10 protein-coding genes are annotated in these 10,647 nt (G+C 67.7%); 5 read left to right on the top strand and 5 right to left on the bottom strand.

What is annotated here, in order from left to right; translation table 11 throughout:
* Window positions 1–166 precede the first annotated feature (166 nt).
* Entirely contained in the window at window positions 167–1,213 is a 1,047-nt protein-coding gene (locus tag FUT88_RS22340) for a porin (protein ID WP_004628924.1), read from the bottom strand.
* Between the two features lie 287 nt (window positions 1,214–1,500).
* Here FUT88_RS22340 and FUT88_RS22345 point away from each other — a divergent pair, with 287 nt between their 5' ends.
* A complete protein-coding gene (locus FUT88_RS22345; RefSeq protein WP_015855786.1) occupies window positions 1,501–2,364 on the top strand; it encodes a MurR/RpiR family transcriptional regulator in 864 nt (287 codons plus the stop codon).
* A gap of 71 nt (window positions 2,365–2,435) precedes the next feature.
* On the opposite strand, the gene FUT88_RS22350 is transcribed toward FUT88_RS22345, so the two are convergent.
* Both FUT88_RS22350 and FUT88_RS22355 read right to left on the bottom strand, forming a co-directional pair.
* Entirely contained in the window at window positions 2,436–3,212 is a 777-nt protein-coding gene (locus FUT88_RS22350) for a PepSY-associated TM helix domain-containing protein (protein ID WP_147218487.1), read from the bottom strand.
* Window positions 3,213–3,302: 90 nt separating this feature from the next.
* Window positions 3,303–4,265, bottom strand: coding sequence for a helix-turn-helix domain-containing protein (locus tag FUT88_RS22355; RefSeq protein ID WP_147218489.1), 963 nt, complete (start codon window positions 4,263–4,265; stop codon window positions 3,303–3,305).
* A gap of 118 nt (window positions 4,266–4,383) precedes the next feature.
* Between FUT88_RS22355 and FUT88_RS22360 the strand changes: the two genes are divergently transcribed.
* Window positions 4,384–5,304 carry a serine aminopeptidase domain-containing protein gene (locus FUT88_RS22360; protein ID WP_147218490.1) on the top strand — a complete coding sequence of 307 codons (921 nt, stop codon included), beginning with the start codon at window positions 4,384–4,386 and terminating at the stop codon, window positions 5,302–5,304.
* Window positions 5,305–5,316: 12 nt separating this feature from the next.
* On the opposite strand, the gene FUT88_RS22365 is transcribed toward FUT88_RS22360, so the two are convergent.
* The gene (locus FUT88_RS22365; RefSeq protein WP_261797263.1) at window positions 5,317–6,114 is read right to left on the bottom strand and encodes a MipA/OmpV family protein; all 798 of its coding nucleotides are present in this window, start codon (window positions 6,112–6,114) and stop codon (window positions 5,317–5,319) included.
* 193 nt (window positions 6,115–6,307) lie between these two features.
* On the opposite strand from FUT88_RS22365, the gene FUT88_RS22370 reads away from it, so the two are divergent.
* Together FUT88_RS22370 and FUT88_RS22375 are read left to right on the top strand one after the other, a co-directional pair.
* On the top strand, window positions 6,308–7,039 hold the full coding sequence (locus FUT88_RS22370) for a response regulator transcription factor (RefSeq protein WP_147218492.1): 732 nt from the start codon (window positions 6,308–6,310) through the stop codon (window positions 7,037–7,039).
* 3 nt (window positions 7,040–7,042) lie between these two features.
* Window positions 7,043–8,350, top strand: coding sequence for an ATP-binding protein (locus FUT88_RS22375; protein WP_147218494.1), 1,308 nt, complete (start codon window positions 7,043–7,045; stop codon window positions 8,348–8,350).
* Window positions 8,351–8,386: 36 nt separating this feature from the next.
* Here the strand turns inward: FUT88_RS22375 and FUT88_RS22380 are convergent, their stop codons facing one another.
* Entirely contained in the window at window positions 8,387–9,184 is a 798-nt protein-coding gene (locus FUT88_RS22380) for an AraC family transcriptional regulator (RefSeq protein ID WP_027680451.1), read from the bottom strand.
* A 189-nt stretch (window positions 9,185–9,373) separates the two neighbouring features.
* Between FUT88_RS22380 and FUT88_RS22385 the strand changes: the two genes are divergently transcribed.
* A complete protein-coding gene (locus FUT88_RS22385; RefSeq protein ID WP_186829365.1) occupies window positions 9,374–10,558 on the top strand; it encodes an ABC transporter substrate-binding protein in 1,185 nt (394 codons plus the stop codon).
* Window positions 10,559–10,647 lie beyond the last annotated feature (89 nt).

The following is a 10,647-nucleotide window of genomic DNA, read 5'->3' on the forward strand; positions in this document are numbered from 1 at the left end:
CTTGAATTTATGTCGCAGAGAGGGGAAGGGAAAAACTCGCTGCGCTCAGACAGTTTCCCTTCCTTTTTCCTCTCTGCAACAGAAATTCAAGGCGCCATCTAGGGCAGGGAAAGTCAAAGGCCAAACCGGCTGGGCGCGGGTGTTGGCGCCCAGGCCGTGTCTCGTTTTAGAAGCCGTGGCGCATGCCGACCATGACGCCGGTCTGCGAGGCTTTCGGTAGTGCGGCTGCCAGGACGGTGCCGGCGTCTTTCTGGTGGGTGTAGTCCATGCCGACGTACAGCCACGTGCGCTTGCTGACCACGTAGTTCATGATCGCGTAGGCGGTGTAGCGCAGGCCGTCGGGGTCGCGCTGACGCGTGGCCATGCCGCCCACCACGAGGTTGTACTGGCCGCTGAAGTCGTACTTTACGCCGCCGAGGATGAGGTCGTTCTTGGTGGGCGTGCCGTCGCGGTAGTTGATGTAGCCGAGCATCAGTTTGGCGGGGCCGACCTGCACGCTGCCGCCGGTGGTCCACGTGCGAGTGCCGACCGATTGCAGGTCTTTCTGCTGCTCCCACGCGCCGCCGAACGCGAACGGGCCGCTGGCGTAGTTGAGCGACAGCGCGCTGTAGTTGCCTGCGGAGAACGCACCCGCCTGCTCGCCCATGCCGACCATCACGCCGGGGCGCCAGCCGTTGAAATCGCCCACGTACTTGACCGAGTTGTCGATGCGCACGCCGGTGGCGGTGACGTGCCACGCTGTCGCGCCGAGGTTGCCGATGGAGAGCGCGTCGTACTGGCCAGCCGTGTTGAAGACGAGGTTCTCCTGCCGGCCGAACGTCAGCGAGCCGAACCCGCCTTCCAAGCCGACATACGCCTGGCGCCCGAACAGGCGCGAGGTGGCGGGCGTGGTCGGTTTGTAGCCGCCCAGGCCCATGTCGTTGGTGGAGCCCACGCCGGTGTCCGGCGCGAAACCGCTGACCAGATGAAACACGGCCTTCAGGCCGTTGCCCAGGTCTTCCGAGCCGCGAATGCCGAAGCGGCTGCCGCTGTAGTAGCCGCCCGCCATCTCGGCCTTGCCGTGGCCGTCGGCGTCGTTGTTGGTGCTGTAGCGCAAGCCGGTTTCCATCACGCCGTACAGCGTGACGCTGGATTGCGCGTGCGCGGCGCCGCAGGCCAGCAGCGCCGACAGTGCAACGGCCGATAGCGGAATGGAACGGATCGAAGTGGTCATGTGGCTCCCTTATTGTCGTAACGACTGTTGTGTCGGCCGGAACGGGTTTTCCGGCCTGGCTCGGGGCCGACTCTCAGGCAAGTCTGCGCTGTAAGGGTTGAAGTTACGCATGCACCGGCAAAGCGCCGCACACGTCGCGCCGGTTGGGGCATTGCCCGCTGAAGGGGCATTGCGCGTAAACCGCGGGCTTACAGATTCTTGGGGGTTTTCCCTCGGGCAGGCGGCGTGGCGCGGGGCTGCCGCTACACTGGCGACGCTGATTTCCGTTTGCCGCCAACGTATCCGCCATGCCTTCGTTCTCCGTTCCCCTGCTCAACGCCCTGCGCGACCAGCTGCCCGCGCTCTCGCCGGCGCAGCAGGGCGTGGCGCGGTTGATCCTGGAAGCGCCGGAGCTGTCGCTCGAACAATCCGTCGAGACACTGGCCGTGCGCGCCGGCGTGTCGATGCCGACCATCGTGCGGATGTGCCAGGCGCTCGGTTTTGAAGGCTTGCGCGAGTTCAAGGCCACGCTGGCCGCTGAACTCGCGCACGCGCAGCCGACGCTGCCGGGCCATGTCGGCCGGGCGGACCCGCCTGCGCTGGTCGCCAGCAAGGTCATCGATGGCGCCACGCGGGCGCTGGCCAAGCTGCGCGAATCGCTGTCCACCACGCAGGTCGATGCCGCCGCCGAGCGCATTGCCCGCGCGCGCCGCGTCGATTGCTATGCGGCCGGCGCGGCCTCATCGTTCATGGCGAACGACATGCAGGCGCGGCTGATGCGGCTGGGGCTGGCGTCCAACGCCTACTTCGATGCGCATCTGCAGCTCGTGTCGGCGGCCATGCTGGGCGCGTCCGACGTTGTGGTGGCGTTCTCGCACGTGGGGCGCATGCCGTATCTGCTCGAGTCGATCGCCTATGCGGCCGAGCAGGGCGCGTGCGTGATCGCCATCACCCAGGCGGGCACGCCGCTGGCCGAGCGCGCGCAGATCGCGCTGACGGTGGACGTGCCGGAAGATGCGGTGATGCGGGTCGGCACCGAGGCGTACCTCGTGCATCTGACCGTCATCGAGATCCTGATGACCTGCGTGGCGCAACGCCGCGACGAGATGGTGCGCTCGCGCATGCGGGCGATCCAGCGGCTGCTGACCGAGCGCAGCGTCGACCGCCCGTAAGCGGCGGCAACGAAGCCGCGAAGGCAAAAAAAATGGCGCCACGCGGGCGCCATCCACAACACATGCGGCACTCAGAGCCGCGAGATCGCCAGCCCGATCGCCAGCAGACTTCCCAACCCGAAGATCGTCCAGCCGATCGTGCGGCGCTTGGTGGTCATCACCCACAGCCACAGGCCCGAGATCGACAGGAAGATCAGGCAGCCGGCCAGCGTATCCACCAGCAGAATCCACGGCACCGTCATGCCGACGCCCTTGTGCAGGTTCATCAGCGTGCCGAGGAAGCCGTTGTCGGTCTGGCGGATCGCTACCGAGCGGTTGCCGGCCCAGTATTCGGCCTGGATTTGCGTGGTGGCGCTGCCAAAGTTGAAGGTCCATTGCTCGGGCTGCATCAGCGGCTTGGCGGCCGGTTCGTGCGGTGCGTCGGCGTTCTTGCCGTCCTGGGCGCCTTCGCCCTTGGCCGGGCGTTCGGCCCAGGCCACGGGCTTGGCCTTTTCCACGCGCGTGCGGGTGGCCGGCTCCGGCGTGTTCAGCGTCTGCTGCAGCCAGGCGGCCATCGCTTCGGGCGTGGCCGGCACGGGGTCGGGCAGGGCGATCTGCGTATTGATGCGCTGTTGCGCCACGGGCAGTTTCAACACCGCGCGGTGGTTCAGCCAGATGCCGGACACGCCAAAGATCAGGCCCATCACCGCGCCCCACAGCCCGAACCAGCCGTGCGTCTTGCGCAGCCAGCGGACGACCGTGGCGCGGCGGTTGGCCGGGTGTTCGGATTTGGCCTTGGCTGGGCGTGCATTGGCGGCCGGTTTGGCGGCGGGCTCTGCCGAAAGCGGGGGATGGGACAGATCGGTCATGAAGCACAAGGCGGCGCAACGGCCGCCGGAGGGAGGCAAATCGACCGGCCAATATAGATGAGAATGATTCTCGTTGCAATCAGGTGCAACTTACAGCGTAATACGCTCCAACGCCCGCCGCGACGCTTCGTCCGCGGGATAGAAACACTCGATGCGCATCTCCTGCAGCCCCGCATCGCGCGGTGTGCCCAGCGTGGTGAGCGTGGAAAACAGCGAGATCGTCAGCCCGTCGCGCTGCAGTGAGATGGGCAGGAAGGGCGGCGGATCGCCGGCATCCTGCGCGGGCGTAGCGTGGGCTGCCGGTGCCTCCGCCGCATCGAACAGCGCCGGCTGCATCGCGCGGATGTCGTGCAGCAGCCGCTGCGTCGCCGGGTCGATGGCTTGCAGGGCCAGTTCCTGCCGCACGCGCCGGGCCAGGTAGCGGCCGACGGCATCGCGGTTGGCGATGGCCGGCCACAGCGCGGTCGGGTCGAACACCAGCTTCATCATGTTGACGGCACCCGGCGCGCCTTCCGACCGGTCGTCGCCGATGGCCCAGCGCATCAGGCGGCGATGCGCGGCATTGGCATCCAGCACATGCCAGAAACGGTCGAGCACGATGGCCGGATACGGCGCCTGCTTGTCGAGGATCAGCTTCACCGCATGGCGCACCGCCTGCATCATCGGCGACGTTTCATCGGCCGGCGTGGCGAGGCCCTGTTCGGAATAGGCGGGAGCGAAACCGGCCGCCAGCAGCATCTGGTTGCGATGGCGCAGCGGCACGTTCAGCTCCTCGGCCAGTTGCAGGATCATGTTGCGGCTGGGCGTTGCGCGGGCCGATTCCAGAAAGCTCACATGCCGCTGCGACACACCCGCCGCCAGCGCCAGTGCCAGTTGGCTATAGCCGCGCCGCGTGCGCCAGAAGCGCAGCAACTGCGGGAAGCGCGAAAGCGCCGCTTCAGGCGGCTCAATTGCCGCTTGGGCCGCTTGGGCGCCATGAGAGGCATGGGCGTCTTCAAGCATGAGGGTGTCTTCGTCGATGGACGAGGCGGAGGCGGGCTTGGTGGGCGTCATGTCACCTATTGAAGCAGAGTCGGGTAGCTGCCGCGATTACCTGTCGCGTAATTGTGACCGCATCCGGCGGCGCCAATACTCGGTCCCACCCCAACTTGATAGCCCGAGCGGAGTGCCCATGCAGCGCGAATCGATCGACTACCCCGCCGATGCCCTTCCCACCCGCGACGACCACGTCCGCACGGCCGACGGCTGGACGCTGCCCGTGACGGTCACCAGCCCCGGTCTGGGCGCGCACGGCACGGTGGTGATCTGCTCGGCGCTGGGCGTGCCGCGCCAGTTCTACGCGGCGTTTGCGCGGGCGCTGTGCCTGGCGGGCTGGCGTGTGGTGACGTTCGACTACCGCGGCATTGGCGAGGCGGTGGCGACGGGCCCGGGCACGCCGCGCTTTGCCGACTGGGGCCGGCACGACATCGACGCGGTGCTGAAATGGGTGCACGACACGCTCGTCCCTGAAGGCTGCAGCGGCCGCAGGCTGGTGGTGCTCGGCCACAGCGCGGGCGGGCAATTGGCGGGGCTGGCGCCGCACATCGTGCACGCCGATGCGCTGGTGCACGTGGCGGCGTCGCTGGCGAACGCGCGGCTGTGGCCGTGGCGCGGGCTGCTGACGCGTCCGCAGCTCGCGTGGCTGCTGCATGTGCGGATTCCATTGGCGGTGGCGCGCGTGCGCGGCGGCATGCTGCCGCTGGCAGCCGTCGGCATGGGGCCGATGTCGATTCCGGCTGCCATCCTGCGCGACTGGGCGCGCTTTGCCCGGCGTCGCGGTTACCTCTTCGCGCCCCGCGCGGGGTTGGATACGTCGCGTTACCCGAGGCTCGCCGTGCCGTTGCTCGCCTGGGGTTTTGACGATGACCCGATGGCGCCCGCCAACGCCATCGATGCGCTCATCGCGCAGTTTCCGGCCACGCGCGTCACGCGCCGTCAGGTGAGCGGCGCGGCGCTCGGCGCCAAGGGCGTCGGCCACATGGGCTTCTTCCGCGCATCGTCCGGCGCGCCGTGGTGGCGCGAAACCGTGGCGTGGCTCGATGCCCTCGCTTGATCGAGGGCGCGATCAGAACGTGTACACGAGGCCCGTGCCGCCGAAGTAGCTCTGCTTGTTCTGCACGATGGGGCTCTTGGCCGCGTTGCCCAGCAGGCGCGAGGCGCCCACCGCCGTCTGCATTGCCCAGTGGCGCGAGAACGTATGCGTCCAGGCCACGGTGAGCGTGGCCGCCTGCAGGCCGCTGCTTGCGCTGTACTCGGCAAAGCCGCTGTTGGCCGCCTGCTGCGGCGTCACCCCGAAGTACGTCTGCATGTACTTGCGCGAGCCGAAATGCAGGCTCGGGCTCACGGTGATCTTGTCGCTGCCCCAACTCACGACCGGCGCCGCCACGTCGATGTGGCCCGACCAGCCGCGCTCGCGGTGCGTGATGGGCACTTCCAGCGTGGCGCTGCCCGTGGTGTCGCCGATCAGCTTGCCGCCCAGCGTGAACACGCCCAGCAGCGATCCCTTGACGGTGCCCATGCCCTTGAGGTGATCCGAGCCGGGGCGGCCGTAGCGGTTGGTGTCGGAGCGGCCCGGGTCGTACGACAGCGCGGCCGAGGCGAACATGCCGTTCAGGAAGCGGAGGGCATAGCCCGCACCGCCCTGCGTCGGGTCGATGAACCAGCCGTTGCCGAAGTCTGCCCGGAAGCCCGGGCCGGCCGTGACGGTGTACTCCTTGCTGCCCTGGTAGCGCGGCGCCACGCCCGCGTTGAGCGACAGCGAATACGATGATTCATCGGCGTACACCGAAGACGGCGACAGCCACATGCCGGAGAGCACGGCCAGATAAGCGACGGAAACTCGGGGGGAGAGACGATTGAGCACGTAGGACCTCTTGTTGGACCTCTTGAGAGAGAGCCCGCAGTCTGGCGAGATGCCGCACGCACGTCTGTCTGGAAATTGCCGGGAAGTTGTGCGCAATTGTGCGCGAGTGTCTGCAAGTTTCTCCGCCCCATCCGCTCGCAAGGCCGGCGCCGTACACTGCGCGCCGACACAAGAAGAAACGGGGGTACGGGCGATGACCGACGCGCCGCTCAAGACCAAGGTGTTGCTGATCGAAGATGACGACCGCCTCGCGCAGCTTGTCAGCGAATACCTGGGCAACTATGAATTTGCTGTTGAAGTGGTGCGCCGCGGCGACATTGCCGTGGCCGCCGTGCGTGAACACCAGCCTGCGCTGGTGATCCTCGACCTGATGCTGCCGCACATGGACGGCATGGAAGTGTGCCGGCGCATCCGCGCGTTCTCGCGCGTGCCGGTGCTGATCCTGACTGCGCGCGTGGATACGTACGACCAGGTGGCCGGGCTGGAAATCGGCGCCGACGACTACGTCCTCAAGCCCATCGAGCCGCGCCTGCTCGTCGCCCGGGCCCGCGCGCTGCTGCGCCGCTCCACGCCTGTCATGTCGACGTCCGAGCCGGTGGCGCCGCGCGACGACACGCTCGTCTTCGGCGAACTTTCCATCTCGCCGCCCAACCGCACCGTGACGTGGCGCGGCCAGCCGGTCGACCTCAAGACGGCCGAGTTCAACCTGCTGGTGATCCTGGCGCGTGCGGCAGGCACCGTGCTCAGCCGTGACGACATCCTCAAGCAGTTGCGCGGCATCGAGTTCGACGGGCTGGACCGGACCGTCGACTCGGGCATCTCGCGCCTGCGCCGCCGCTTTGGCGATGCCTCGCCCGAGCCGCACAAGATCAAGACAATCTGGGGACGCGGTTATCTGTTCAGCCCCTCGGCGTGGGAGGACTGAACCGTGCTGAAGTCGTTACTGAAGCTGTATGCCATGGTCGTGGTGGCGGCCGCCCTCGCGCTGATCGGCGTGAACAAGTCGTTCGTGTGGATGTTCCATGACACGCTCACGCACGGCGAGCGCGAGGTGCGCAAGGGCTACGCGTTCGTGCTGCAGGAGTACCTGGACCGCGCCGATCGCACTGGCCCCGCCGGCCGCGATGCCGCCATCGCGCGGCTGAACAAGAACGCGTGGGAGAAGTTCGACATCGTCGATCCGGACACCGTGCCGAATTTCTCCGCGCAGCAGCGGCGCGATCTGGCCGACCACAAGCTTGTGCTGATGACCAACGGCAAGGATTACTACCTGCCGCTGCGCGACGGTACCGTGCTGCACGCTTACAGCGCCGATATGGACTACCTCGGCATCCAGCTCATGGCCTACGCGCTGATCGCCATTGCCGCGCTGCTGCCGTTGCTGCTCTGGGTGTGGATGCATTGGCGCGACCTGCGTGTGCTGGAAGACGCCGCGCGCGGCTTTGGGGCCGGCAACCTGGGGACGCGCGCCAATCTGCGCAAACGCTCGAACGTGTATGCGCTGGCGCGCCAGTTCGACGAGATGGCCGAGCGCATCCAAGGCTCGATCCAGCACCAGCGCGAGATGATGAACGGCATCTCGCATGAGCTGAAGACGCCGATTGCGCGGCTCGAATTCGGTATCGCGCTGCTGCAGTCGCCGGTGTCGGAAGCACAGCGCAGCGTGCGGCTCGATGCGCTGCGCCGCGACGTGCGTGAACTCGATGAACTGGTGAGCGAGCTGCTGGCGTTGAGCCGCCTGGAGCAGGGCGCCACGCATCTTGTGCTGATGCGCGTGGCCGTGGGCGAATGGCTCGACAGCGTGGTGGCCAACGTGGCCAACGACGTGGCCGACCGCGAGCTCACGCTGGCCGTGCATGCCGAGGGCGCTCCGGCGTACCACGTCTGCGATCCGCGTCTGCTGGCGCGTGCGCTGCTCAACCTCATCCGCAATGCCGCGCGCTATGCCCGCAACACCATCACCATCCGCGCTGAAGCGGGCCCTTTGGGGGCGCTGCGCCTGACGGTGGAAGACGACGGCCCGGGCATTCCCGAGCCGGATCGCGCGCGCGTATTCGAACCGTTCCTGCGCCTGGATGCCAGTCGCGACCGCCACACCGGCGGTTTCGGCCTGGGGCTGGCGATCGTGCGGCGTATTGCGCTCGTGCATGGCGGCGACGTCCGCCTCGATGCCGGTGCGGCAGGCGGTGCGCGCTTTGCGGTGCTGCTGCCCGCGATGACGATTCCGCCGCTGTAGGCGCAGCGGGATCGGGGCGTTCCAGGCGCGCTAAGGCTAAGCGTCTTCGCCGCCCGGTCGATGCAGAAACGCGCTAGGGCTGCTGCCGAACGCCCGGCGGAACATCGCCGAGAACGCGCTCTGGCTGTTGTAGCCCAGCTCCTGCGCCACGCGGGACAGCGGCATCCCTTGCGACATCATGGGGATGGCGCTGGCGAGCACGGCCTGCTGGCGCCACTGCGAAAAGCTCACGCCCAGTTCGTCCCGGAAGCGGCGCGCCAACGTGCGGGCGCTGGCACCGACGTCGCGCGCGAGGGCGTCGAACGTGAGCGAGGTGCCGGGGTCGGCCATCACGCGTTCGCACAGGGCGCGCAGGCGCTTGTCGGCGGGCATCGGCAGATCCAGCGGCAGCGGGGCGCTGCGGCGCAGCTCATCGAGGATCAGCGTGGCCAGCGCCTGCTCGCGCGCGGCCGGCAGCGGCTGGCGGACGTCCATCGCGGCAATCAGCTCGCGCAGCAGCGGCGACACTTCCATCACGCGGCACTGCGCGAGCGTGCCCGTCACCACGGACGGGTCGGCATACAGCGTGCGCAGGAAGGCGGCCTCGACCACCCACACCTCGTGCTCGATGCCGGGCGGAATCCAGATCGCCCGCGAGGGCGGCACCACCCAGGCGGTGTCGCCGGCCTGCACGCGCAGCACGCTGTTGTGGCTATACGCCACCTGCGCCCACGGATGCGTGTGGCGCGGGAAGCGCGTGTTGGCCTCCATCTGCCGCGTGTAAAGCCGCACCGGATGCGCCGCTGAGGGCGGTGTGCGGCCTTCGATGTCGGTGGGCAGGAGGCGCTGTGGCATGGCGGGTTTGCGACAGAAACGGTCGGGCCAGTGTAAATGCGGCGCCAGGACTTGTCGAAGCCAGACGTCGATGGCAGGCTATCGCCCGGCGCCGATGATGTGGGGCGCCACACTAGAAAGCGGACTGCCGAAGCGGTCTCGACAAAAACGCCGTTGCCCACGAGGCACGCGGCGAAATGGGTGCGAACAATGCAAACGGGAAATCACACGCGTAGCCGGGGGGCGCGCGGGGCGATGGGATGGATGCGGCCATGGGCTGCGCTTGCCACGTGTGTGGCATGCATGGCTGCGTTGACTACGCCAGCTGCCCACGCCGACATCAGCATCATCCAATCCTTGCCGCTGTCCGGCACACAAGCCGCGACGGGGCGGGCGCTCAATGCCGGGGCGCGGCTGTATTTCGACTGGCTCAACCTGGACGGCGGCATCAACGGCGAAACCGTTCGCCTGGTGGCCCGCGACGACGAGCAGAAGGTCGAGCAGACCGTCCGCAACGTGCGCGACATGGCCAAGATCGACAACCCCGTGGCGGCGCTCACCGTGGTCGGCACCGCCAATGTGGAAGCGCTCATGCGCAACGGCGTGCTGGCCGAAGCCAACCTGCCGCTGGTCGGCCCCGCCACCGGCGCCTCCAGCATGACCGGCGATCCGTTGGTGTTTCCCATCAAGGCCAGCTACCAGCAGGAGATGGACAAGATGGTGGGCGCGCTCGTCACCATCGGGGTCACGCGCATCGGCGTGCTCTATCAGGACGATGCGCTGGGCAAGGAGGCGCTGGCCGGCGTGGAGCGCACGCTCAAGCCGCACAAGCTGACGATTGCAGCCACCGCCTCGTACCCGCGCAATACGGCCTCGGTCAGCGCCGCGGTCGACAAGCTGCTCGGCGCCGATGTGCAGGCCATCTTCCTGGGCGCCACGGCGGAGCCCGCCGCGCAGTTCATCAAGCAATACCGCGCGCGCGGCGGTGGGGCGCAGCTGCTTGGGCTGTCGTCGATTGATCCGGGCATCCTGCTCAAGGTGGCCGGCATCGACGCGGTGCGCGGCTATTCCCTCGCGCTCGTGATGCCCAACCCCGGCAAGGGCGTGAACCCCGTCATCCGTGAATTCAACCGCGCACGCGCGGCCGTGGGCGCCAAGGATGTCGAACTTTCCTTCCGGGCGGTGGAAGGCTTTGTGGCCGCCAAGGTGCTGGCCGAAGCCGTGCGCCGCGCCGGCCCCAAGCCTACGCGCGACCAAGTGCGCCGCGAGCTGGCCCATTTGCGCAACTTCGATGTTGGCGGCGGGTTTGTGGTGGATTTTTCGGACCGCACGCGTCCGGGGGCGAATTATGTGGAGTTGGGGGTGGTGGGGCCGAATGGGCTGGTGATTCAGTAGCGCTCGCGCATGTGGAGCTTGTTGTACTGAATGTCGGGGTTGGAAGTTGGTAGGAGCGGGGGTTTCTTTGTTGGTGGTGCATCCCTTGT

Source organism: Ralstonia sp. TCR112, from assembly GCF_007997035.1.
Taxonomy (GTDB): Bacteria; Pseudomonadota; Gammaproteobacteria; order Burkholderiales; family Burkholderiaceae; genus Ralstonia; species Ralstonia edaphi.